The following is a 23286-nucleotide window of genomic DNA, read 5'->3' on the forward strand; positions in this document are numbered from 1 at the left end:
CTATGGTTAATTCGTTATCGCTCAATTTTGCCGACGATTTTCGGCCCTTAGCCGCAAGAATGCGGCCGCGTACCTTAGACGAATACGCTGGTCAGCAACATTTAATCGGCGAGGGGACAGCACTTAGAAAAGCTATTGCCGCAGGGCGGGTATTTTCGCTTATTTTGTGGGGGCCGCCAGGTACTGGCAAAACCACACTTGCTGAGCTGATTGCTAAACAGGCTGATGCTGCATTAACAAATATGTCAGCGGTAACCTCGGGTATTAAAGAAATACGCGAGGCTATTACTCAGGCAAAACAGCGCCAGCAACAATATCAGCAGCGCACACTACTATTTGTTGATGAAGTGCATCGTTTTAATAAAAGCCAACAAGACGCCTTTTTACCCTTTATTGAAGATGGCACCATTATTTTTATTGGTGCGACGACAGAGAATCCGTCTTTTGCCCTTAATAATGCCATTTTGTCGCGCGCCCGAGTTTGCGTACTTAAAGCGTTAACTGACGCTGATCTACAACAGGTATTACAGCAAGCACTTACTGATACAGAGCGAGGTTTAGGTAATGAGACTATTCACGTTACTGCCGACGCGCAGCATTTGTTATTTCAGCTAGCTGATGGTGATGCCCGAAAAATGCTTAATTTACTTGAGCAAGCCTCTGAAATGACTGAGCTAGAGGGCACGAGTAAAACCATTAGTTATGCAACGCTAAAACATCTGGTGCCCAAGCAACTACCGGGGTTTGATAATCAGGGCGATATGTTTTACGACTTGATTTCAGCGTTTCATAAATCGGTGCGCGGCTCTGATCCCGATGCGGCTTTGTATTGGTATTGTCGAATTTTAGCCGGTGGTGGTGATCCGTTATATGTCGCCCGACGCTTATTAGCCATTGCTAGCGAAGATATTGGCAACGCCGACCCAAGAGCCTTAACCTTGGCGCTAAATGCGTGGGATACCTTTGAGCGAGTAGGGCCAGCTGAAGGTGAGCGTGCTATAGCGCAAGCGGCAGTTTATCTTGCACTAGCGCCCAAAAGTAACGCTGTGTATATGGCGTTTAACCAGATGAAACAGCTGGTTGCTGAACAACCCGCATTTGAGGTACCTTTGCATTTACGCAATGCCCCCACGCAATTAATGAAACAATTAGGTATGGGTGAAGGGTACCGTTACGCGCATAATGAACCCGGAGGCTATGCTGCTGGAGAGTGTTACCTTCCGCCAGAAATAGCCGGGCAGCAGTTTTATCAGCCGGTAGAGCGTGGCATGGAAAAACAACTGGCCGAAAAGTTACGCTATTTAAAACAGTTAGATCAAGACAGCACCACTAATAGGAAGAAATAATGCCAACCTATTTTGCTATCGCAATGGGCGGTGCGCTAGGCGCCTGTTTACGACACTTTTGTAACGAATTAACGCTGAATATTCTAGGTAGAGCATTCCCTTTTGGCACATTGCTGGTTAATATTCTGGGCTCTTTTACGTTAGGGCTGTTGTATGCACTCATCCTTAGTGAAACACTGTCAGCATCGCCATGGCGTGCCTTGCTGACGATAGGTTTTATTGGTGCATTTACTACTTTTTCAACTTTTTCGCTGGATACTGTTTTGCTGTTACAGCAAGGCGACTGGCTAAAAGCAATCGCCAACGTATTGTTAAATGTGTTGTTATGTATAACGCTTGCCTGGTTCGGGCTTAAACTTGGTTCAATGAAATAAATACTATGTTAGATCCTAAATTTTTACGTAATGAATTACCAGAAACTGCAGCCCGTTTAGCACAGCGCGGCTTTGTATTAGATGTTGCGCGCTTAACTGAATTAGAAGAGCAGCGTCGCCAGCTACAGGTAGAAACCCAAGAGCTGCAAAATTTACGCAATACTAAATCAAAAGTGATTGGCCAGGCAAAAGGGCGCGGCGAAGATATTACGCCGCTATTAGCTGAAGTTGATGGCTTAGGCGCACAACTTGATGCAGCCAAGCTAAAGTTAGATGCAGTATTAGCCGATGTAGAGCACATTGCGCTGTCAGTACCTAATTTACCGGATGCGGCTGTTCCTGTAGGCAAAGATGAAACTGAAAACCTAGAAGTACGTCGTTTTGGTACTGCGCGTCAGTTTGATTTTGACATTAAAGACCACGTTGCATTAGGTGAAGCGTTAGATAACGGTATCGACTTTGAAAGTGCGGTTAAAATTGCCGGTTCACGTTTTGTGGTAATGCGTGGCCAAATAGCCAAGCTACACCGCGCATTAACTCAGTTTATGCTCGATTTACACACCAATGAACATGGTTACACCGAGCTGTATGTGCCTTATTTAGTTAACCATGCCAGCCTATATGGCACCGGCCAGCTACCTAAGTTTGGCGCCGATTTATTTCATACCAAACCTGCGACAGAAGAAGGTCAGGGTATGGCGCTTATTCCTACCGCTGAAGTGCCAGTAACAAACTTAGCGCGAGACACTATTTTTGACGCTAGCCAGTTGCCGGTAAAATATACTGCCCACACACCGTGTTTTAGAAGTGAAGCGGGCTCTTACGGTCGCGATACTCGTGGTTTAATTCGTCAGCATCAGTTTGATAAAGTAGAGCTAGTGCAGATGGTGCATCCAGAGCAGTCAATGCAAGCGCTTGAAGAGCTAACTGGCCACGCAGAGAAAGTATTACAACTCTTAGGCTTACCGTATCGCGTAATGTTGCTGTGTACTGGCGATATGGGCTTTGGCTCAAGCAAAACCTATGATTTAGAAGTATGGCTACCGGCACAAAACACCTATCGTGAAATTTCGTCTTGCAGCAATATGGGTGATTTTCAGGCGCGTCGGATGCAAGCACGTTATAAAAGTAATGATATGAAAAAGCCCGAGCTTATTCATACACTAAATGGTTCTGCGTTGGCTGTTGGCCGTACGTTAGTGGCGGTTTTAGAAAATTATCAGCAAGCAGATGGCAGCATAGAAGTACCACAAGTATTACGTAGTTATATGGGTGGCGTAGAAAAAATAGGATAAGCCCAATTACAGGCAGGCCTTGGTGTTTAATGGGCACCAAGCTATGCCTAGCAAGGACAAGCACAGATGGCAAAACGTGGTAAAACAGCTAAACAAAAAAACAAAGCGTTAATGCGGGGGATCTACTTAGCAGTAATTATTGGCATTGTTGCCGTGTTTGCTATTGTTACGCTTGAATCAATAATCAGTATTCTTAAAGACGCCTTTGCTGGCTCATAAGCATTTAGCCGGTTTAGGCAAGCCGGCAATACGTGTCGCTTGTTTAGCCGGCCCCTGTGGAAACAGCATAAACAAATACTTACTATTACCTTTATCTGCGCCTAATTGCTGCGCCATCGCTTTCACTAAAATGCGCATTGCCGGCGAGGTATTAAACTCTAAATAAAACGCGCGGACAAAATGTACCACTTCCCAATGTGCCGGCGTTAACTGAATATTTTCCTGCTCCGCAAAAGCCAGTGCCACAGGTTCACTCCATACCGATAGATCGGCCAGATAACCATGCTTATCAAGCGCGAATAGGCTACCGTTAACTTTTAATTCTGCCATAGCAAATTTTGCTCTGCGCTGGCACATAAATCGACCCAGCGTTCATTATCTATTATTGTAAAAATAGTTGTGGGCGTGAGTTGCCGTACGCTTATATCTTGCTCGAGGACAAATAGTTGGTTGGTTGGCCAAGTTATATCGTTACGTAAGCATAAATATACCGCATCTTGTCGTAGTAAAATGGCATCGGTGGGCCGACAAACGAGATTAAGTTCAGGCGTTAGCGTGGTGGAAATTAAACTGATCAGTTTCATTTAACTACTTATAATTTGATGCTGTGAACTAAGCACGTGTTGTATTTCATCTTTATTTAGCGCAGTTACCGAAATACTAAGCTGGCTTAGGCTAATACCGCGTTCGCTTAATGATTGCTGACACACATACACCTGCTCAATGTCATATAAATTAAATAACTTAAAACTACGTGGGTATATTTTTAGCTTAAAGTCGGCGTGCTCTACTATGGGTAATAGTTGAAATACCGCATCGGCACAAAACAATATGCTAACACTGTACTCAACTGCCGCCAGTGCTAGAGCCATGTCTAGCGCCTCACGCCCGTTGCTAGAGCTAAAAGGGCTATGGCGCTGAAGTACTAAAATATTACGCATTAGAACTGTACCAACTTATCAATATTGGCTTGGCGCATAGCAAACTCGGCTAAACCCGCTGCAATATAACCGTTGCGGGCTGGCAGCGACGGGCCAACTACGCCGCGTTTTTCAGCTGCGGTAATACAAAATAATAACGGGATACTGTGTCTCTGGCAAAATAGCGCTAATTCGCTACTTAAGTCGGGTTCGTCAGTGGGTAAATCAATATGGCTGGCAGCGCAACATACCGCATCCTGATACAGAAAAATATGTTCGATACTATGTTGGTTAGCTATAGCCGTTTGCGCAAATAGCAGCGCACTGGCTAAGCTCTGGTTGGCAAAACCATTGGACGTAAGTAATAAACCAAAGCGAGTCATAGTAGCCCTTAAATAAAAATGCCCCGACAGGCGGGGCATTTTAACTAATTAGTTTAAACAGGCATAGTGTTGCGGCGCAGCTTTAGTTTAATCATCACCACCAAATACGCCTAATAAACGCAGTAAGCTGACAAAAATGTTGAACACATTTAAGTATAAGCTTACCGTAGCGCGAATATAGTTGGTTTCGCCGCCAGAGATAATGCGGCTAGTGTCGAATAAAATAAAGCCTGACATTAGTAAGATAATGCCAGCACTAATGGCTAAGCTTAACGCTGGAATTGCAAAGAAAATATTCGCTATGGCGGCAACTAACATCACAATTAAGCCAACCATTAAAAAACCACCCATAAAAGAGAAGTCTTTGCGTGTAGTTAGCGCATAAGCTGACAGGCTAAAGAAGATTAACGCAGTACCACCTAGCGCTTGCATAATTAATGTTGGACCGTTCGCCATACCTGCATAATAGTTAAGCATTGGGCCAATTGACGCACCCATTGCACCGGTAAAGGCAAATACCCAAAAAATCCCACTGGCTGAATCGGCTTTTTTATTAACAACAAATAGCATAATAAAAGCAGCAACAAAAAAAACTAGCGACATCGTTTGTGACATATTCATCGCCATTGCGATGCCTGCGGTAACTGTGCTTAGTACCAAAGTGATAGCCAGTAAAAAGTAGGTGTTACGCAGTACTTTATTAATTTCAATACTGCGTCCGGCAGTACCTAACGTAGAGGTTTCTCTGTATGACATAAAATTTTCTCCTAATACAAAGTTTTAGTGACGCATTTGACCGATATTATACGCAGTTAGTTTCATCCAGACCAGCTCTTAACAGTACAATTTAAGATTAAGCATATTTATTTTTACTTAGTACTTTCTTTTAATTGATGAACTGACTATTATACGCGGCGTCGGAGGGGTGGCAGAGTGGTTGAATGCACCGGTCTTGAAAACCGGCGTGGGTTAGTAGCCCATCGAGAGTTCGAATCTCTCCTCCTCCGCCATTAAAGCCACTTTTTTAAGTGGTTTTTTTGTATCCAAAATAAAGCCTATTATTTAGTTAACAGACACATCTGTTAGTTTCATTGTCTAAATAATGGCTTAGTTGTTGATTAACTAAGCAAACAGGCAAAAAACATAAAAAAGCACTTTACAAAGTTGCAGACAGTTTTTAATATGCGCCCTGTAACGCGGAGGGGTGGCAGAGTGGTTGAATGCACCGGTCTTGAAAACCGGCGTGGGTTAGTAGCCCATCGAGAGTTCGAATCTCTCCTCCTCCGCCACTTACACTCTCATTTCATCTGCTTAAATCTACAAAATATTAACCTCATAATAAAATTCAGTTGTTTAATAATATTTGTCTTTCTGGCACACTAAGCTCTAATCGGTAATAAAAATAGCGTATCGGCGTATTAGCTGCGGGTTTTATGCTCAGTGATGCTAAATAAATAATTATAATATCCAGTGAAGCGGAGAGACGAAATTGATTAACATTTTGTTAGTTGATGATCACGAGCTTGTACGTACTGGGATCAGTCGCATACTAATGGATGAGCGCGGTATCAAGGTGATAGGCGAAGCTGGCTCTGGTGAAGAAGCTTTACAATTTTGTCGTCAACACGAACCCGATGTCGTGTTGATGGATATGAATATGCCCGGTATGGGCGGTATGACAGCAACAAAACGTATTTTACAGTATTGTCCAGATATAAAAATATTGGCCTTGTCAGTGTCTTGCGAAGAACCTGTACCAACAAAGGTAATGCAGCTCGGTGCGGCCGGCTTTATTTCTAAAAACTCACCACCGCGTGAAATGGTGTCTGCGATCCGTAAAGTATATAGCGGTGTGCGGCATATATCGGATGAAGTTGCGCAAAAAATGGCCTTGAGTAAGGTTAATAATCAAAGTCAAAATCCATTTGATGATTTATCTGATCGTGAATTGCAAATTATGATGATGATTACGCAAGGACAAAAAGTCACTGATATTGCTGAACAGCTCAGCGTTAGTGCCAAAACTGTTAACTCGTATCGTTATCGTATGTTTGAGAAGCTGGCTATTAGTGGTGATGTGGAACTAACCCACTTGGCGCTGCGCCACGGTATGATAGATATCGCTAAAGCCTAATGTTTGATGCAAAAAGTTTTTTAAAATCGGTACCACGTCAGCCAGGTGTTTATCGCATGATAAACACCGCCGATCAGGTTATTTATGTCGGTAAAGCTAAAGATCTTCGTGCTAGGTTAAGCAGTTACTTTCGCGCTAATGTCGACAGCATAAAAACCCGCTCGTTAGTAAACCAGATAGCTCAGGTAGAATACACATTAACCAATAGTGAAACTGAAGCGTTAATTCTAGAAAATAACCTGATTAAGCAGTTCTTACCACGCTATAACGTATTATTGCGTGATGATAAGTCGTACCCGTATATTTTAATTAGTGCGCATAAACATCCAAGAATTAGCTCACATCGCGGGCCGCGTAAAATAGACGGTCAGTATTTTGGCCCTTATCCTAATGCGGGTGCGGTGTGGCAAAGTTTAAAAACCCTACAAAAAATATTTCCTATTCGCCAATGCGAAGACGGTTTTTATCGTGCGAGAACTCGGCCCTGTTTGCAGTATCAATTAAAGTTATGCTCGGCGCCTTGCGTTGGTAAAATTTCCGATGAGGAATATCAGCAGCAAGTTAAACTAGCCAGTTTGTTTTTGCAGGGTAAGGATCAACAAGTACTTGATGATCTTGTGCAACAGATGACAAAAGCGAGTGAGCAATTGGCGTTTGAGCAGGCGGGGCAATTGCGCGATAAAATTATCGCCTTACGGAAAATTCAAGAACAGCAAAGCGTTAGTGGTAAACACGATGAAATGGACATTATCGGCTTTGCATACTCGCACGGCGTGGCGGCTGTACATGTATTATTTGTCCGTGAGCAAAAAGTGCTAGGCAGTAAGGCCTATTTTCCTAAGGTACCGGCTGATACCGAAGAAACCGAAATTTTAAGCGCATTTTTATTGCAGTTTTATCTGGATGGCTACGGCGCGCAGCAAATGCCGCGTGAAATAGTTCTAGCCCAAGCGTTACCTGAGTTGGATGCGGTTGCCTTAGCTATTAGCGAGGTTGCTGGGCGAAAAGTGAAAATTACTTATGCCCAACGTGGTGAAAAAGCGCAATATTTGAATTTGGCGCAAAAAAATGCACAGTTATCATGCGAGAATAAAAAGTCACTGGCGCAAAAAATGGTATTAAGGTACCAGCAATTGCAACAATTATTGCAGTTAACAGAACCAATAAATCGTATGGAATGCTTTGATATTAGCCATACTATGGGCCAGGCTACAATTGCATCTTGTGTGGTGTTTGACGGGCAGGGACCATACAAAGCCGAGTATCGCCGCTACAACGTTACCGGCATTACAGGTGGAGATGATTACGCTGCGATGCAGTTTGCGCTAGATAAGCGTTACAGTAAGTTGCAAGACACGGATAAAATACCTGATATTATTTTAATTGATGGTGGCCAAGGTCAGCTTAATATTGCGATAGAACAATTTAGCCAGTGGCCGCACAGTAAAATGCCATTACTAATAGGTGTGGCTAAAGGCACAAGTAGAAAGCCTGGTCTTGAAACGTTAATTCTGGCGCAAACTGGCCGTAGTATTAACTTGCCAGAAGATGCACCAGCCTTACATCTTATTCAACAAATTCGTGATGAAGCCCATCGTTTTGCTATTACCGGACATCGCAATAAACGAGGTAAAGCGTTAATTAAAAGTCCACTAGAGTCAGTTAAAGGTATTGGCGAAAAACGCCGTCAAGCGCTATTACAGTATCTTGGCGGTTTACAGGGCGTAATGCGTGCCTCTATTACTGAGCTGAGTTCAGTACCGGGTATATCAAAAGGGCAGGCGGAAAAGATTTACCAAGCCTGTCATAACAAGTAGCATAGCGCTATAGAAGCTGTAGAGAATAAAAAGATGTGGAATATTCCCAATCTGTTAACCCTGTTTCGATTATTTCTGATCCCTGTTTTTATCCTGTGTTTTTATTCTGGGCACGAGAACGCGCGGTTCTGGGCAGCGTTTGCTTTTTGGTTAGCAGCCATTACCGATGCCTTAGATGGTTATTTGGCACGTAAACTTCAACAGTCAACTCCGTTTGGTGCGTTTCTCGACCCAGTAGCGGATAAAGTAATGGTATCGGTAGCCTTGGTTATTATTGCTGTAGATAGTAAATCACTGTGGGTAACGGTACCGGCTATTATTATGATTAGCCGTGAAATTGTGATATCAGCGTTACGTGAATGGATGGCCGAAATTGGCAAGCGCGCTAATGTAGCGGTATCAAATTTAGGTAAATATAAAACCATTGCGCAAATGTTGGCGTTAATTGGCCTTATTTGGCGCCCAGAGCATTGGTTAGTAAGTTGGTTTACACCGGCTGGGATGCTATTGCTTTATATTGCGACAGTATTAACTGTGTGGTCGATGTTGAGTTATTTAAAAGCAGCATGGCGCGATTTGGTGCATTAAGCCTTATTTTTGCTGCTTATTAACACAACTCAGTCAAATTTTAATCAGTCAGACGCAAAACAAGAATTTATTATTGACTGGCTGAATTAAAACAGTAGAATGCGATTCGTGTTAGGGCACATGGTCATAACAACGCGAGTATAGCTCAGCTGGTAGAGCGCGACCTTGCCAAGGTCGAGGTCACGAGTTCGAACCTCGTTACTCGCTCCAACTCTTTAAAAGAGTTAAAATTGTTTGATTGGCGGGTTGGCAGAATGGCCATGCAGCGGATTGCAAATCCGTCCATCTCGGTTCGACTCCGGGACCCGCCTCCATATCACAGTTTATAGTTGTATAGTAAAACTAAAGTTGTCTGCCCGGGTGGTGAAATCGGTAGACACAAGGGATTTAAAATCCCTCGCTCGAAAGGGCATGCCGGTTCAAGTCCGGCCCCGGGCACCATTTAGTACCAGATTTATGCGAGTATAGCTCAGCTGGTAGAGCGCGACCTTGCCAAGGTCGAGGTCACGAGTTCGAACCTCGTTACTCGCTCCAAATTAAAAAACGCAGCCTAGAGCTGCGTTTTTTATTGCTTGTGATATCACTAAAAATGAAAGATATGGCGCGCTATAAACAGTACAAACACGGTAATCAAGCCAATAGCGATGATATTAAGTACTAAGCCCGCCTTCACCATATCAATTATCTTCAACTTACCTGAAGCAAACACTATAGCGTTTGGAGGTGTGGCCACCGGCATCATAAAGGCGCAGCTAGCAGCTACCGCAGCCGGTATTACTAGCATGGCAGCTGATGTATTTAGCGATACAGCAATTGGGCCAAGCAAAGGTAAAAATGCCGCCGCCGTCGCAGTATTACTGGTGATTTCTGTTAAAAATATAATGACGGTTGTTACTAACAAAATAAGTAATACCAGATTGATATTACCTAGCTGGCTAATTTGCAATGCGATATAAGATGATAAGCCAGAGTTATCTATCTGTGCCGCTAAGGTTAAGCCTCCGCCAAATAGCAATAAAATACCCCACGGTAGTTTTTGGCAATCTTCCCACTGCAAAATACGCTGTCCAGTTTTTAGTGAGATTGGCAAGATAAATAGTAAGCAGGCCGCCGCAATAGCAATTAAGGCATCATCCAGTTTTATACCTATTATTGAACTGATAGGGCGATTAAATACCCAAAAAAAAGCCGCTAATACAAAAACAACTAAGACTAGTTTTTCCGCGATATGCATTTTACCTAGCTGTTGTAACCGAGTAGCATAAAGCGCGCGGCTATTTAGTTTGGGCAAAGCATCTAGTTTAAAGTGGATTTGAGTTAGCCAAAACCAACAAAAACAGAGTAAACAAATGGCTAATGGCACGCCAAATAGCATCCAATCGCTAAAGCTAAGCTGTAACTGGTAACTGCGTTCAAGATACGCCGCCAGTAACGCATTAGGCGGTGTGCCAATAAGGGTAGCAATGCCGCCGATGCTGGCAGAATAAGCAATGGCCAATAATACCGCTTTGGCAAAGTTCTCGTCTTTACAGCCGTGATCTTGTTGCATGGCGATAATAGATAAACCAATAGGTAACATCATTACTGCCGTAGCGGTATTGGACATCCACATGGATAAAAACGCGGTGACTATCATAATGCCGGCTATTTGCTGGCTAGGCTTGCTACCAACCAATAACATGGTTAATAGCGCAATTCGCTTGTGTAAATTCCAACGCTCCATCGCTATGGATAATATAAAACCGCCAAGAAATAAAAATATTAACGGGTGAGCGTAGGGTGCAGTAACGTTGCTAATAGAATCGAGCCCAAGCAGCGGCACCAGCACGATAGGTAAAAGTGCAGTAACGGGAATAGGCACTGGCTCTGTAACCCACCATAGCGCCATCCAAGCGGTAACGCCGCTAATTAGCCATGCACTGTGCGACATGCCCGCAAAAGCGGGCTCAGATAGTAGCGTAAGCAAAAAAAGCGAAGGGCCAACGAGTAATGAAAGATAATAAGGCCAAGTAAAATTAAAGCGCATCACAACCTCAAATTACGTTAATCGTCAAAGCTATTAGTTAACGCGGTATTGTCTTGGTTAATATTATCCGAGGTAACAAGTTGTTGTTCTAACATACGAATTTCAATAGGCTCTAATAAACGCCATTGACCAGGTTTTAAACCCGCTACACGAATATGCATAATGCGAGTGCGTTTTAAACTTTGTACTTCATAGCCCAGATATTCACACATACGCCGAATTTGTCGGTTTAAACCTTGAGTTAAAATAATAGTAAAGCTTTGCTTTGAGCGCTGTTGAACGGTGCAAGGTAGGGTGATGGTATCTAAAATTGGCACGCCACGGCTCATTTGTTGAATAAAACGCTCCGTAATCGGCCGATTTACCGTAACGACGTATTCTTTTTCGTGAGCATTACCGGCGCGGAGAATTTTATTAACGATATCACCATCATTGGTAAGAAAAATAAGTCCATCAGAGGGTTTATCTAAACGGCCAATAGGGAAGATACGTTCGGGGTAGCGCACTGCGTCAATAATATTTCCCTGTATATGACGTTCAGTAGTGCAGGTAATACCCACGGGTTTATTGTAAGCAAGATACACTCGTTTTGGTTTGGCTTTTAATGGTTTACCATCAATCAGTACCTGATCTTGTTCCGATACTTTTAAACCAACTGGCGCAACTGCACCGTTTACCGTTACTTGGCCATTTTCAATAAATTTATCGGCCTCGCGCCGAGAACAAAAACCGGTGTCACTAATAAATTTGTTTAAGCGAAACAAGGTGGCGTCAGACATAAATACACTAAATTCCAATAGGGTCAACGTGTGCCGATAGTTTAGGGGGTAAGACTGCTTTTCGCTACAACATATAAAAAAAAGGCTTAACATTGTTAAGCCTTTTTCTCGGTTATCTCAATTTACTTAGCTGCGTCTGACTGCGAGCTAGGCTGTGCATTAAGTGAAATAACTTTTGTCTTACTAATTTTATGGCGATAAATTTCACGCAGGTATTTAATGGCCTTTTTAACGCTGTCGCGACTTAAGCGTATATCGTTAATTGATACAAACTTATCTTTATTATGAATAAGTTCACGATACTTTTTCTCGTACATTGGTTTGATAGCGTACCAGTTGGTATCAAGAATTTTTGCTGGGTTTTCAAATTCATTTAGCATGGTGTCAAGCTGTGCTTCGTCAAATTTGTCTGAACGAATAAAATTAAGCATTGCTTGGTCTAATTGCTCGTCAAAGCGGTAATTATCTTTGGCAAAACAGCGCTTAATAAAAGCAACGATTAAAGTTAAAAAATCATCGCTTAAACATGGGCTTTTTACAATTAGTGTTGTGAGCGAAATATTGGCAGACGCGCCTATTACCAACGCATAACGTTTTAATGTGGTGTTAGGAAATAACGAGTTTAGGTGCGACTTTAACCGGTTAAGATCCATGTAAGATAACTTGTAGTCTTTGGGTAATGACACAATAGACACTACAGAGGAGCAGTTTTTAAAGAAGTGAAGATCGTTCAATTCTGCAGCGTTGTAGCCGTTTTTTACATAGTTAGCCAAGGTTTCGCGATAACTGCTCGACTCTATAGGCAACAAACTTATGCCTTCTATGGCTTGTGTCACTTTGTTAAAGTGCGGTAAATCAATAGAGCGGAAAAACAAATCATCAATATTCAAGCTGGTGCCAGTTTTTTTATCGGTCGCGTTAGCGTCAGGCGGAATAACTGACTCAGCATAAGCTATGGCAACCGGGCCAGCTAAACTCATAAACAGGTCGTTGGCGTCTAGCCGAATAGTTTCGCCGATGTCGATGCCGGCACGACGGAAATAGTTCTCGTCGTAATCTGTGGTTACTGCTTGCGCTGTTAAAATATTAAAAATTTGCTGAGAAATATATTGGTTAGCATATTTTTCCATGGCGTTAACATCGATATGTTGGATACCACCATCATCAGTTTCTTCGGCATAGCGCATAATGTCGTTTGAAATCAGCATCATCGCGTTCCAAGGGCGAATGCGATGCATAACACTAGATTCGCTGGTTTCTTCGTTATCAAAGTTATACGAAAAATCCCATTCTTCAGCTAAGTACTTACATAATAAGCGGCCAGCATTAATATGCAGCGCTTCTGACATTTCGACACCGTGATCCGAAATGTTCGGTAAAATACAAATACCGCTGGTAAATATAGGTTCAAAGACAAAAGAGTGGCCGCGATTTTCTTCATCTTCGACTAAGGTGCGGGTATCAAAGGTTTTGCTCATATAGGCATATTGCTGAGCTAAACCAAATTCAGAAGCCATGCCGGAACCTGTACCACCGCCAGCGCTGAAAATATAGAAATACAAACGCGATTGGTTGGCTTTTATGCCACAGGAGTCGATAAGGTAAGAGTGAATATTCTTCCAATCGGTGTTGGCAAAACGCTGCGTATCTTTATTAAGAATAATTTTAGCTAAATATTGTCCCAAAATAGGGGCGTTACCGGCGCCACCGGCATGAACTTCAGATAAGTCCATAATTTTCATTTTGGTGTAATCATGCAAAAAGCCGCTGCTTTCACCTTTATGTGAAAAGCGAATACGGCCTTCGATATCTTTATCTAAGTCGCCAAGCATGACTAAAGGCTCAATTAAGAATACCGGCTTTAACGCTTGAGAATTAGATAAATGCAGGCTGCGCTTAATCCAGCGCATGGGTTGGTATTCTTGCTCGCGAGATTGCTTTTCTTCGTTATTAAATTCGTTCAGGTAAAAGTTGCGCGCGTTATACACTAAAGAGGCGACATCCAGTGCGATATTAGAACCACAGCGGCCTAAGCCAATAAGGCAGACTGATGGAAAATTCTGCTGCTTACGGCTTTCAATTTCATTATCTGGATTTTGAACCGGAAATACACTAGTACGTAAGGCGTCTAGGTTGGTTAATATTTTGTTGAGATCACGCTCGGTAAAATACATATAACGATCACTAGCAAAAGAAGGCGCAGCCACTGTTGTAGTGACTTTCTTCACCGCTGTTTTTACGGCAAGCACATCCTCTTGGGAATTAAATTCGCTTTTTATTTTGTTGTTCATCAATCTACTTCCTGTCTCTGTCGAGGCGATACTGCTAGTAATATATGTTACGTTCAGTATTAAAGGTAGTAGTAGTTTGAAATTAAGCTAGCGTTAAGAAAGTTAAAACAAAATTGCAGCAACTGAGCATACTATATAGAACTTGAATTTTACATAGTATGCTCGATAGCCCCTCACATATTCGGGTAGTTAGGCCCACCCGCGCCTTCCGGTGTCACCCATGTAATGTTCTGCGACGGATCTTTAATGTCGCAGGTTTTACAATGAATACAGTTTTGCGCGTTTATTTGAAGTTTAGGCTCGTTTTGCTCATCTTGCACAATTTCATACACCCCGGCAGGGCAGTAACGTTGTGCGGGCTCGTTATATTTAGGCAAATTAACACTAATTGGAATACGCGGATCTTTTAACTTTAAATGACAAGGTTGTTCTTCTTCGTGGTTGGTATTGGATAAATACACTGAGGTTAAGCGGTCAAAACTTAAAATATTATCAGGTTTAGCGTAATGAATAACCGGTGCCTCACTGGCTAATTTCATTTGCGCATAATCGTAACTATTGTCTTTTAGTGTAAACGGTAGTTTACCGGCAAAGATGTTTTGATCCAGCGTGTTGAATGCACCGCCCCAGAAGGTACCAAATTTATGCATTGCCGGGCCAAAGTTACGTGAGCGATATAATTCGTCATATAACCAGCTGTTTTTAATCGCATCAGCAAATTCGACTAAATCTTTACCTGAGCTATCGTCTGCTTGCAGTGCGCTAAACAGCGTTTCTGCTGCCAAGATGCCAGACTTCATGGCGGTGTGGTTGCCTTTAATCTTGGCAAAGTTTAGTGTTCCGGCATCACAACCGACTAATAAACCGCCGTTGAAGCTCATTTTAGGTAGGCTGTTTAATCCGCCCTTAGTTATAGCCCGAGCGCCGTAGCTAACACGCTTACCATTTTTCAAATACTGGCTAATAACCGGGTGCTGTTTATAACGTTGAAACTCTTCAAATGGGCTTAAATGCGGGTTGCTATAATTAAGATCGACAATTAAACCCACCATCACTTGCTGGTCTTCACCATGATATAAATAACCACCACCAGAGGTGTCACCAGTTAAAGGCCAACCGGCTGAGTGCACGACTAAGCCTTCATGATAATTTTCGGCGGGCACATCCCAAATTTCTTTAAAACCCAATGCATAATGCTGCGGTGACTGGCCTTGGTCTAATTTAAAATGGCTGATTAATTGTTTACCCAAATGCCCGCGGCAACCTTCGGCAAACACCGTGTACTTAGCGCGCAGCTCCATGCCCGGTGTAAAGCTATCTTTAGGTTGGCCATGTTTATCTAAGCCCATATCACCAATAAGAATACCTTTGACCACGTCGTCTTCAATTAATACTTCACTGGCAGCAAAGCCGGGAAATATTTCTACGCCTAATTGCTCGGCTTGTTGTGCCAACCAGCGACACAAGTTAGCAATTGAGACAATATAGTTACCGCTGTTGTGCATCGTTTTAGGTACGGCTATGCTGGGCAACTTGGTTGCGTGCTCGGCATTTTTAAACAGATAAATATCATCATGTTTAACCGTGGTTTTTACGGGGGCATCAAGCTGCTGCCAATCAGGGAAAAGTTCTGCTAGCGCGCGGGTTTCAAATACTGCGCCCGATAAGATGTGAGCTCCAACTTCAGAGCCTTTTTCTACCACACAGACTGAAAGCTCTTTTGCTGCGGCTTTGGCTTGTTGCATCAATTTGATCGCAGTAGACAAGCCCGCTGGGCCGGCACCTACTATTACTACATCAAATTCCATTGATTCTCTTTCCACTGCACGCACCTCTTGGAGTTTATTATTTACAGCTTACGCCGCTTTTATCATGGTGTTTAGGGTATTGCAGGTTGACGTTAACGTCAACAGTAAGTAAATTGTGACAAACATAACTATTATAGCTTTACCTTAACGTAACCCTGTAGTGAATCGCGTAATTTCTTGCGGGAAAAGAATGAGGAACATATGAAAATATTAGTGCCGGTAAAACGGGTAATAGATTACAACGTAAAAGTACGTGTAAAAGCCGATCAGACAGGTGTTGACTTAGCAAACGTCAAAATGGCGCTTAACCCATTTTGTGAGATTGCTATAGAAGAAGCTGTGCGTTTAAAAGAGGCGGGTAAGGCATCTGAAGTCGTGGTGATATCTATAGGTACTACGGCTGTGCAAGAACAGCTAAGAACGGCATTGGCGCTGGGTGCTGATCGCGCAATACATATAGAAACTGAACTGAGCTTAGACTCACTGCAGGTTGCTAAGCTATTAGCTAAGTTAGTTGGCGAAGAACAGCCAGATCTGGTTATTCTGGGCAAGCAGGCAATTGATTCAGATAATAACCAAACCGGTCAGATGTTAGCTGCGCTTACCGGTATGGGGCAGGGAACCTTTGCCTCTAAAGTGCAAATAAACGATGGCAAGGTACAGGTTACCCGCGAGATAGATGGTGGTTTGCAAACAGTTGAACTAACGCTACCGGCTGTGGTGTCGACCGACCTACGTTTAAACGAGCCGCGTTACGCGTCGTTGCCGAATATTATGAAAGCTAAGAAGAAGCCACTTGAAGTAAAAGCGGCTGACAGTTTTGGTGTTAATTTGCAGTCGAATGTTACCGTAGTAAAAGTTGCTGCACCTGCTGTGCGTCAAGGCGGTATTAAAGTGGAATCAGTCGCTGAACTGGTTGACAAATTAAAGCATGAAGCGAAGGTGATCTAATGGCTATTTTACTTATTGCAGAACATAACAATCAAAGCTTGAAAAGCGAAACGCATAAGGTCGTGCAAGCGGCGAGTGCAATTGGTGGTGATATTACGGTGCTGGTTGCCGGTTTAAATTGTGCTGCGGCAGCAAACGAAGCAGCAACGATTATAGGTGTTAGTAAAGTATTACTGGCTGATAATGCGGCCTATGAGCATCAATTAGCGGAAAATATTGCCGGTTTAGTTGCCGAATTAGGCGCTAATTTCAGCCATATTTTGGCGCCAGCAACGACTACAGGTAAAAACTTTTTACCTCGCGTGGCAGCAATGCTAGACGTAGCTCAAATTTCTGATGTTATCGCTATTGAAAGCAGCGATACGTTTGTCCGGCCTATATACGCCGGTAATGCTATTGCAACGGTTAAATCTACTGATGCAATTAAAGTATTAACGGTGCGCCCAGCCGCGTTCCGTGCTGCACAAACGGGTAACAGTGCAACGGTTGAAACTGTTGCGGCAGTGCATGATGCCGGCGTATCGAAATATATTAGTGCTGAATTGACTAAGTCTGAACGTCCCGAGCTGACAGCGGCTCGCGTGGTTATTTCTGGTGGTAGAGGCATGCAAAATGGCGAAAACTTTGCGCTATTAAACGGCATTGCGGATAAGCTAGGTGCGGCAATAGGCGCATCGCGCGCTGCGGTAGACGCGGGTTTTGTGCCGAATGATATGCAGGTAGGTCAAACCGGTAAAATTGTTGCACCTGATCTGTATATTGCCGTAGGGATCTCTGGTGCAATTCAGCATTTAGCTGGTATGAAAGACTCAAAAGTTATAGTAGCAATTAATAAAGATGCAGAAGCGCCGATATTCCAAATTGCGGATTATGGTTTAGTTGCTGATTTATTTACGGTATTACCGGAATTAGAACAGTTGCTGTAACGAGAATTACTAATAAAAAAGCCAGCTAAATGCTGGCTTTTTTGTTGCTACCGTTTAATAAGCAACAAATTTACGCGCTTTAACTTTAGTATAAGTTATTAATTAGCTGCGCTATTTTTTTTACACTGCACAGTGTCTTTACACTCGCCGTATAAATATAAACTATGATGGCTAAGTTTAATGCCATTTTTTTCGGCAATCTCTAGCTGCTTAGCTTCAATAACATCATCTTCAAACTCAACCACTCTGCCACATTTTAAACACACAAGATGATCGTGGTGCTCGCCGTCTGACAATTCAAATACTGACTTACCGCCTTCAAAATGATGACGGGTGATAATACCTGCGTCGTCAAATTGATTTAGTACGCGATAAACTGTTGCTAGGCCAATATCTTCGCCGATATCGAGTAATATTTTATAAACATCTTCGGCACTAATATGCTGATGTTTTGGATCTTGTAAGATCTCTAAAATTTTTACCCGTGGCAAGGTCACTTTCAGGCCGGCTTTGCGTAACTCACTGTTGTGATCTGACATAAAAACTCTAACTCTGGCTTATACATGCCAAAGATTATAGAGGCATTGGCAGGAGAATGATACGGCAAAATGCCTAACAGATTTTAAAGCAAAGCTTGTTCTGTACAATTTGCAAAGTACAATAGCGTTTATCAGGTCGTACCAGAGTGTGTTTATGAAATGGATGTTTAATCCAGCAGTTATGCGGTATTTATTAAATTTTTGGCCGCCGTTTTTATTTCCTGGAATAAAAGTTGAAGAGTTACGCGACGATTATCGTTACTGCAAAGTGATATTAAAAGGGCGGCCTTGGACACGTAATATTAATAATAGCCAATTTGGTGGCTCAATGTTTTCGATGACCGATCCTATCTATCCGTTAATGCTGATGGGGGCGCTGGGTAAAGAGTATATTGTTTGGGACAAACAAGCAGACATTAATTTTATTATCCCAGGTAAAGGTAAGCTAGTGGCGGAGTTTTGGTTAGCTGATCATGAAATTGATGCAATTAAACGGGCGACAGAAAGTGGTGAAAAACATTTTCCGCAGTTTGTAGTAAATATTAAGGATAGTAATAACCAGATTGTGGCAGAGGTAAACCGCACGGTGTACATTCGCAAAAAGGCGCAGTATCGACCTTAAGTCGCAGCTAAAAAAGCCGGCACTAACGCCGGCTTTTTCTAGATACCTTCAAATTCTTTTAGGCTCATTTCTTCGTATATTTGTTTACACCATTGCTTAACGCGCTGTTCGGTTAGCTCTGGTTGGCGATCTTCATCAATACCTAAACCTACAAAGTGCTTGTCGTCCGTTAAGGCTTTAGATGCAACAAAGTTGTAACTCGCTGTTGGCCAGTGGCCAACGATAATGGCGCCTTTAGGTTCAATAATGTCGCGCAGTGTACCCATAGCATCTAGGAAGTACTCAGCATAATCTTCTTGATCACCGCAGCCAAAAATTGCGACCAACTTGTTATTAAAGTCAATATTCTCTAACTCAGGGAAAAAATCATCCCAATCACACTGCGCTTCGCCATAATACCAAGTAGGGATACCGAGTAGCAGTAAGTCAAAGGCCGCAATATCTTCTTTACTACTTTTAGCAATATCGCGAATATCAAACAAATGTTTACCCAGTTCTTTCTGGATCATTTTGGCGATATGCTCAGTGTTGCCGGTATCACTACCAAAAAAAATGCCTACAGTTGCCATTAATCTAACCTTCTTACCTAGATAAAACTTGAGCCAAAATATGTTCTAAATACGCACTGCGTGTCATTTTGGCTTGTTCAGCTTGTTCACTCAGTGCAGTATACAATTGTTCAGACACTTTAAACTCAATGCGCTTTAAACCTTTATTACGATCACGTTTAACTTGATTACGCTTGTTCAGTTTAAGCTGTTCGTCGCGAGGCAACACGTTAGTTTTTGGCCGCCCGGGACGCTTATCCTGCGCAAATAAATCAATTGTGGTGCGATCAGTGGCAATTTTCGCCATTAATCTTAACCTTATTGCTCAAAAAAATACGGTACTATGTTTTTGATAATAAACACTGCAGGCGAAAGAAATAGCACCAGCCAGACAAAAAACTGGCCGAATTTAGGTGCATTACTTTTCTTTAGCACATCGCGTATTGCCATAATGATAAACAAATACAATATGCCAAGCCCAAACCACAAACCCAAAGACTCAAACTGCTCAATAGACATGGTATTAAACCTGAGCTATAAAAAAGTGCGCGCATTGTAGCATAACTTGGCAGAAATTTAGTGTGTTAACGTAATAAAAAGTCGATGACTAATCGGCTAAACATGGCTGGTTTTTCCGCATGCAACCAATGGCCGGTGTCTTGAATAACTTTCACTTCGGCTTTGGGGAATAGCTGCGTAATGCGTTGTTTATATTCAGGTAAAATATAATCTGAATTACCGCCTTTAATAAACAACGTCGGTCCAAGGTATTGCCCTTGTTCTGCCCCGGCTGAAATTAGCTCGTTATAATTATCGTGTAACGCGGCTAAATTAAAGCGCCAAGCAAAGCTGTCGTTTTCTTTAATTAAACTTTTTAGTAAAAATTGTCGTACGCCAGGCTCAGTAATAAATTCCGCCAACTGTTTATCGGCATCAGTTCGGCTGGTTATACTTGCTAAATCAACGGCTATTAAACCAGCAAACACATTACTATGCCGAGGTGGGTAGTGTATTGGTGCTATGTCTGCCAAAATAAGTTTGGTTACGCGCTCGGGATAAGCTAGCGCAAATGCCATAGCAAGTTTACCGCCCATAGAATGGCCTAGCAGTGCAACCTGGTTAATGCCTAAAGCATCAAGTGTTTGCGCCAGATCTTCTGTCATTAGTGCATAATTCATCTGTTCACTATGCTCAGATCTGCCGTGATTACGCACATCAATATTAATTATGTGAAACTGTTCACTTAAACTGCGTGCTATTACGCCTAAGTTCTCATAACTACCAAACAGACCATGTATTAGAACTACAGGTGTTGAACTGTTGTGCTGGCCACTGCTATGGGTATATAAAAGCATAGAAAACTCGCTTATTTAGTTAAGGATGTTAGTTTATCAAATCATGTTGCTGGCGTCAGTCGATAAGGCTTTATATAATGGCTTCACCTTTAGCGCGCGGAATAAATATATGAAAACCATCGAAATAGATGACGAGCTGTATCAGTACATTGCTGGTCAGACTAAAAAAATAGGCGAAAGTGCATCAGAAATCCTACGGCGTTTGCTGCTAGGTGATGCTGCAGCTTCAGTGCCTGAAACGGTGGAAATCATAACCCCTGAATCGGTATCAGTAGTTAATAACAATATTTTTGATCTTGTGCATAAGCAAGACTTGCAAGCAGAGTCGAGTGTGGTGGGGCGGTTTTTGTTTATTTTATCGGCCTTAGCCCGCGCGCATAAAAAGCAATTTACTAAAGTATTGGAGATTAAAGGCCGTAATCGACTGTACTTTGGCCGCAGTGCCGAAGAGCTGTCAGAAGCGGGTAGTAGCACTAACCCTAAGCAGATCCCCAATACTGATTTTTGGGTTATTACTAACTCAAATACAACGCGTAAAAAAATGATGTTAACCGAAACCGCCGCTAAGCTTGGTTACACTGAGCAGGACGCCGAACGCATTCGTGATTTGTTATAACAAGGAATTTTTATGTCTTTACACCCACTTGCTGGGCAACCGGTGCCAAGCGCATTAGTGCCTAATATAAGCCGACTTATGACGGCGTATTATGTACTTGAGCCCGATGTACAAATGCACCCAGAGCATAAAGTGAGTTTTGGTACTTCAGGCCACCGTGGCAGCGCATTAAGCTGCTCATTTAACGAACCACACGTGTTGGCAATTTGTCAGGCAATAGCAGATTACCGGAAAAAGCACGCGATTACTGGGCCATTATTTTTAGGTAAAGACACCCATGCCTTATCAGAAGCGGCCTTTGCTACTGCGCTTGAAGTACTAATAGCGAACAAGATCCAGGTGTGTATTCAAAAAGACTTCGGCTATACGCCAACACCGGTTATTTCGCATGCCATTTTAACGCAGAACGCTGGTGCAACGTCGCAACTCGCCGATGGCATTGTGATCACACCATCGCATAATCCGCCGCAAGACGGTGGTATAAAATATAATCCGCCGCATGGTGGCCCAGCCGACACTGATGTAACTAATTGGATAGAAGCACGCGCTAATGAGTTGCTAAGCAAGGAGTTAGACGGTGTAAAAATGATGCCTTACGCCTTGGCGCTGCAATCCGGTTATTGCCAGCATATTGATTATATTGAGCATTATGTTGAAGATTTAAAGAATGTTATAGATATGGATGCCATTGCTAAAGCCGGTATTCGTATTGGGGTTGACCCGCTTGGTGGCTCAGGGCTGGCTTACTGGCCACGCATTGCTAAACGTTATGGTTTAAACATTACCGTGGTTAACGACAAGATTGATCCAGCGTTTGCATTTATGCCGTTAGATAAAGATGGGCAAATTCGCATGGACTGTTCATCTGAATATTCGATGGCGAATTTAATAAAGTTAAAAGACCAGTTTGATATCGCTATTGGTAATGATCCCGATTTTGACCGCCACGGCATTGTCACCAAAAGCGGTGGTTTAATGAACCCAAATCATTACCTAGCGGTTGCCATTAACTACTTATTGGCTAATCGATCACAGTGGCATAACGAGTTAGCTATTGGTAAAACGTTGGTATCCAGTGCCTTAATTGATCGCGTGGTTGCCGCTCGTGGTCGCACTTTGTTTGAGGTGTCGGTAGGTTTTAAGTGGTTTGTTGAAGGTTTACACAATGGTAAGGTTGCTTTTGGCGGTGAAGAAAGCGCTGGCGCCAGCTTTTTACGCTTTGACGGAACCGCTTGGTCTACCGATAAAGATGGTTTTATTTTGGGCCTATTGGCCGCCGAAATGTTAGCTAAAACCGGCATTGATCCGTATTTGCAATATCAGGCGTTAACGCAAGAGCTAGGTTCACCATTGTATAAGCGGTTTGACGCGCCCGCCACAGCAGGACAAAAAGCGGCCCTGAAACAACTGGATGCCAGTAGTGTTTCGCAAACCCAGTTAGCCGGTGATGCCATTCTAGCAGTGTTAACCAAGGCACCAGGCAATAATGCAGATATTGGCGGCGTTAAAGTGGTAACCAGTAATGGCTGGTTTGCCGCACGGCCGTCAGGCACTGAAAACTCATATAAAATTTACATGGAAAGCTTTGTTGATGACGCCCATTTACAACAGTTAGAGCTGGATGCTAAGGCATTTGTTGAATCTGTATTCAGTAAAATATAAGCTGTGGTAATATTTCGACATCTTGATAAGAATGCAGCGCTGATGATGGCCAATAATATAATACGGTGTTACTAGTTGCTAATGGCT

26 protein-coding genes and 6 tRNA genes are annotated in these 23286 nt (G+C 42.8%); 18 read left to right on the forward strand and 14 right to left on the reverse strand.

Translation table 11 applies throughout. The annotated features are described in order from the left end of the window. The first annotated feature begins 2 nt into the window (after positions 1-2). The 4 genes from E0Z06_RS07060 to E0Z06_RS15575 all read left to right on the forward strand — a co-directional run bounded on the left by E0Z06_RS07060 (position 3) and on the right by E0Z06_RS15575 (position 3234). Positions 3-1346 carry a replication-associated recombination protein A gene (locus E0Z06_RS07060; protein ID WP_132583206.1) on the forward strand — a complete coding sequence of 448 codons (1344 nt, stop codon included), beginning with the start codon at positions 3-5 and terminating at the stop codon, positions 1344-1346. Next, the gene (gene crcB / locus E0Z06_RS07065) at positions 1346-1720 is read left to right on the forward strand and encodes a fluoride efflux transporter CrcB (protein ID WP_132583208.1); all 375 of its coding nucleotides are present in this window, start codon (positions 1346-1348) and stop codon (positions 1718-1720) included. Before E0Z06_RS07060 ends, crcB begins: the two co-directional genes overlap by 1 nt. A gap of 5 nt (positions 1721-1725) precedes the next feature. After that, positions 1726-3015, forward strand: coding sequence for a serine--tRNA ligase (serS, locus tag E0Z06_RS07070; protein ID WP_132583210.1), 1290 nt, complete (start codon positions 1726-1728; stop codon positions 3013-3015). A 66-nt stretch (positions 3016-3081) separates the two neighbouring features. Beyond that, positions 3082-3234 (forward strand): hypothetical protein, encoded by a 153-nt coding sequence (locus E0Z06_RS15575; protein ID WP_165907380.1) that lies wholly within the window; start codon positions 3082-3084, stop codon positions 3232-3234. Here the strand turns inward: E0Z06_RS15575 and E0Z06_RS07075 are convergent. The 5 genes from E0Z06_RS07075 to E0Z06_RS07095 all read right to left on the reverse strand — a co-directional run bounded on the left by E0Z06_RS07075 (position 3229) and on the right by E0Z06_RS07095 (position 5293). Then, positions 3229-3564, reverse strand: coding sequence for a TusE/DsrC/DsvC family sulfur relay protein (locus E0Z06_RS07075; RefSeq protein WP_132583212.1), 336 nt, complete (start codon positions 3562-3564; stop codon positions 3229-3231). The two genes, E0Z06_RS15575 and E0Z06_RS07075, sit on opposite strands and share 6 nt — an antisense overlap. After that, on the reverse strand, positions 3552-3818 hold the full coding sequence (locus E0Z06_RS07080) for a DsrH/TusB family sulfur metabolism protein (RefSeq protein WP_132583214.1): 267 nt from the start codon (positions 3816-3818) through the stop codon (positions 3552-3554). Before E0Z06_RS07080 ends, E0Z06_RS07075 begins: the two co-directional genes overlap by 13 nt. Continuing rightward, entirely contained in the window at positions 3819-4175 is a 357-nt protein-coding gene (gene tusC, locus E0Z06_RS07085; RefSeq protein ID WP_132583216.1) for a sulfurtransferase complex subunit TusC, read from the reverse strand. It lies immediately after the preceding gene. Next, positions 4175-4537: a DsrE family protein gene (locus E0Z06_RS07090; protein WP_132583218.1), complete on the reverse strand. Its 363-nt coding sequence runs from the start codon at positions 4535-4537 to the stop codon at positions 4175-4177. The genes tusC and E0Z06_RS07090 overlap by 1 nt, the downstream gene beginning before the upstream one ends. 87 nt (positions 4538-4624) lie before the next feature. Continuing rightward, positions 4625-5293, reverse strand: a complete 669-nt coding sequence (locus E0Z06_RS07095) for a Bax inhibitor-1/YccA family protein (protein ID WP_132583220.1) — start codon at positions 5291-5293, stop codon at positions 4625-4627. Positions 5294-5456: 163 nt separating this feature from the next. On the opposite strand from E0Z06_RS07095, the gene E0Z06_RS07100 reads away from it, so the two are divergent. From E0Z06_RS07100 to E0Z06_RS07140, 9 genes are all read left to right on the forward strand, one after another. Further along, positions 5457-5547: transfer RNA gene (locus tag E0Z06_RS07100), tRNA-Ser, on the forward strand. A 188-nt stretch (positions 5548-5735) separates the two neighbouring features. After that, positions 5736-5826 (forward strand) — tRNA-Ser (locus tag E0Z06_RS07105). Between the two features lie 200 nt (positions 5827-6026). Continuing rightward, a complete protein-coding gene (gene uvrY / locus E0Z06_RS07110) occupies positions 6027-6671 on the forward strand; it encodes a UvrY/SirA/GacA family response regulator transcription factor (protein ID WP_132583222.1) in 645 nt (214 codons plus the stop codon). Then, positions 6671-8488 carry an excinuclease ABC subunit UvrC gene (gene uvrC / locus E0Z06_RS07115; protein WP_132583224.1) on the forward strand — a complete coding sequence of 606 codons (1818 nt, stop codon included), beginning with the start codon at positions 6671-6673 and terminating at the stop codon, positions 8486-8488. The genes uvrY and uvrC overlap by 1 nt, the downstream gene beginning before the upstream one ends. Before the next feature lie 33 nt (positions 8489-8521). Further along, entirely contained in the window at positions 8522-9076 is a 555-nt protein-coding gene (pgsA, locus tag E0Z06_RS07120) for a CDP-diacylglycerol--glycerol-3-phosphate 3-phosphatidyltransferase (RefSeq protein ID WP_132583226.1), read from the forward strand. Between the two features lie 134 nt (positions 9077-9210). Then, positions 9211-9286, forward strand: a tRNA-Gly gene (locus tag E0Z06_RS07125). A 30-nt stretch (positions 9287-9316) separates the two neighbouring features. Continuing rightward, positions 9317-9390 (forward strand) — tRNA-Cys (locus tag E0Z06_RS07130). Between the two features lie 40 nt (positions 9391-9430). Then, positions 9431-9517: transfer RNA gene (locus tag E0Z06_RS07135), tRNA-Leu, on the forward strand. 17 nt (positions 9518-9534) lie between these two features. Beyond that, positions 9535-9610: transfer RNA gene (locus E0Z06_RS07140), tRNA-Gly, on the forward strand. A 49-nt stretch (positions 9611-9659) separates the two neighbouring features. Here the strand turns inward: E0Z06_RS07140 and E0Z06_RS07145 are convergent. From E0Z06_RS07145 to E0Z06_RS07160, 4 genes are all read right to left on the reverse strand, one after another. Further along, positions 9660-11102: a DASS family sodium-coupled anion symporter gene (locus E0Z06_RS07145; RefSeq protein WP_132583228.1), complete on the reverse strand. Its 1443-nt coding sequence runs from the start codon at positions 11100-11102 to the stop codon at positions 9660-9662. A gap of 17 nt (positions 11103-11119) precedes the next feature. Further along, on the reverse strand, positions 11120-11881 hold the full coding sequence (locus E0Z06_RS07150) for a pseudouridine synthase (RefSeq protein WP_132583230.1): 762 nt from the start codon (positions 11879-11881) through the stop codon (positions 11120-11122). A gap of 122 nt (positions 11882-12003) precedes the next feature. Next, positions 12004-14055, reverse strand: coding sequence for a hypothetical protein (locus E0Z06_RS07155; protein WP_243695598.1), 2052 nt, complete (start codon positions 14053-14055; stop codon positions 12004-12006). 290 nt (positions 14056-14345) lie between these two features. Further along, positions 14346-15980 carry an electron transfer flavoprotein-ubiquinone oxidoreductase gene (locus E0Z06_RS07160; RefSeq protein WP_347812440.1) on the reverse strand — a complete coding sequence of 545 codons (1635 nt, stop codon included), beginning with the start codon at positions 15978-15980 and terminating at the stop codon, positions 14346-14348. 201 nt (positions 15981-16181) lie between these two features. On the opposite strand from E0Z06_RS07160, the gene E0Z06_RS07165 reads away from it, so the two are divergent. After that, complete coding sequence (locus E0Z06_RS07165) at positions 16182-16931, forward strand: electron transfer flavoprotein subunit beta/FixA family protein (RefSeq protein ID WP_132583236.1); 750 nt, start codon at positions 16182-16184, stop codon at positions 16929-16931. Continuing rightward, positions 16931-17857: an FAD-binding protein gene (locus E0Z06_RS07170; protein WP_132583238.1), complete on the forward strand. Its 927-nt coding sequence runs from the start codon at positions 16931-16933 to the stop codon at positions 17855-17857. The genes E0Z06_RS07165 and E0Z06_RS07170 overlap by 1 nt, the downstream gene beginning before the upstream one ends. 98 nt (positions 17858-17955) lie before the next feature. Here E0Z06_RS07170 and fur read toward each other — a convergent pair whose 3' ends face one another. Continuing rightward, positions 17956-18396, reverse strand: coding sequence for a ferric iron uptake transcriptional regulator (fur, locus tag E0Z06_RS07175; protein WP_132583240.1), 441 nt, complete (start codon positions 18394-18396; stop codon positions 17956-17958). A 154-nt stretch (positions 18397-18550) separates the two neighbouring features. Between fur and E0Z06_RS07180 the strand changes: the two genes are divergently transcribed. Next, positions 18551-19018, forward strand: coding sequence for a DUF4442 domain-containing protein (locus E0Z06_RS07180; protein WP_132583242.1), 468 nt, complete (start codon positions 18551-18553; stop codon positions 19016-19018). Between the two features lie 38 nt (positions 19019-19056). Here the strand turns inward: E0Z06_RS07180 and fldA are convergent, their stop codons facing one another. The 4 genes from fldA to E0Z06_RS07200 form a co-directional block, all read right to left on the reverse strand. Continuing rightward, on the reverse strand, positions 19057-19587 hold the full coding sequence (fldA, locus tag E0Z06_RS07185; RefSeq protein WP_132583244.1) for a flavodoxin FldA: 531 nt from the start codon (positions 19585-19587) through the stop codon (positions 19057-19059). A gap of 13 nt (positions 19588-19600) precedes the next feature. Beyond that, on the reverse strand, positions 19601-19873 hold the full coding sequence (gene ybfE, locus E0Z06_RS07190) for a LexA regulated protein (protein ID WP_132583246.1): 273 nt from the start codon (positions 19871-19873) through the stop codon (positions 19601-19603). Positions 19874-19884: 11 nt separating this feature from the next. After that, positions 19885-20085: a DUF2788 domain-containing protein gene (locus tag E0Z06_RS07195; RefSeq protein WP_132583248.1), complete on the reverse strand. Its 201-nt coding sequence runs from the start codon at positions 20083-20085 to the stop codon at positions 19885-19887. Between the two features lie 65 nt (positions 20086-20150). Continuing rightward, complete coding sequence (locus tag E0Z06_RS07200; RefSeq protein WP_132583250.1) at positions 20151-20921, reverse strand: alpha/beta fold hydrolase; 771 nt, start codon at positions 20919-20921, stop codon at positions 20151-20153. A 109-nt stretch (positions 20922-21030) separates the two neighbouring features. Here E0Z06_RS07200 and seqA point away from each other — a divergent pair, with 109 nt between their 5' ends. Together seqA and pgm are read left to right on the forward strand one after the other, a co-directional pair. After that, positions 21031-21537 carry a replication initiation negative regulator SeqA gene (seqA, locus tag E0Z06_RS07205; RefSeq protein WP_132583252.1) on the forward strand — a complete coding sequence of 169 codons (507 nt, stop codon included), beginning with the start codon at positions 21031-21033 and terminating at the stop codon, positions 21535-21537. A gap of 12 nt (positions 21538-21549) precedes the next feature. Continuing rightward, positions 21550-23199: a phosphoglucomutase (alpha-D-glucose-1,6-bisphosphate-dependent) gene (gene pgm / locus E0Z06_RS07210; protein WP_132583254.1), complete on the forward strand. Its 1650-nt coding sequence runs from the start codon at positions 21550-21552 to the stop codon at positions 23197-23199. Positions 23200-23286 lie beyond the last annotated feature (87 nt).

This window comes from Rheinheimera sp. D18 (genome assembly GCF_004345025.1).
Lineage (GTDB): Bacteria > Pseudomonadota > Gammaproteobacteria > Enterobacterales > Alteromonadaceae > Alishewanella > Alishewanella metallidurans.